Source organism: Curtobacterium sp. ISL-83 (genome assembly GCF_018613895.1).
Classification (GTDB): Bacteria; Actinomycetota; Actinomycetes; order Actinomycetales; family Microbacteriaceae; genus Curtobacterium.
In genome coordinates, this window is sequence record NZ_JAGGPH010000015.1 from 84,737 (window position 1) to 85,092 (window position 356).

Here is a 356-nt window from a genome sequence, read left to right on the forward strand (position 1 = left end):
GGACGATCAGACCCACCACGAAACGGACGGTCACCGTCACGAGCGGGACGGTCGGAGCCACCACGATACGGGCGGTCACCGTCACGAGCGGGACGGTCGGACCCACCACGATACGGACGGTCACCATCACGAGCCGGACGATCGGACCCACCACGGAACGGGCGATCCCCATCACGAGCCGGACGATCAGAACCACCACGGAACGGGCGGTCACCATCACGGGCGGGTCGCGCACCTCGCGGCCCGTCCCCCCGTGGAGGACGCCCGGCGTCATCGCGGTTGTTCCCCTGCCAGGCGGGACGCCGTCCAGCGTCCCCGAACGCACGGTCCCCGTCACGGAATCCACGCCCCCCATC

General features: G+C 70.5%; 1 protein-coding gene. It reads right to left on the bottom strand.

The features are described from left to right. Positions 1-235, bottom strand: a 235-nt coding sequence (locus tag J7E22_RS14870) for a hypothetical protein (RefSeq protein WP_214982614.1), incomplete at its 3' end; no start/stop codon positions are given. Between the last annotated feature and the right edge of the window lie 121 nt (positions 236-356).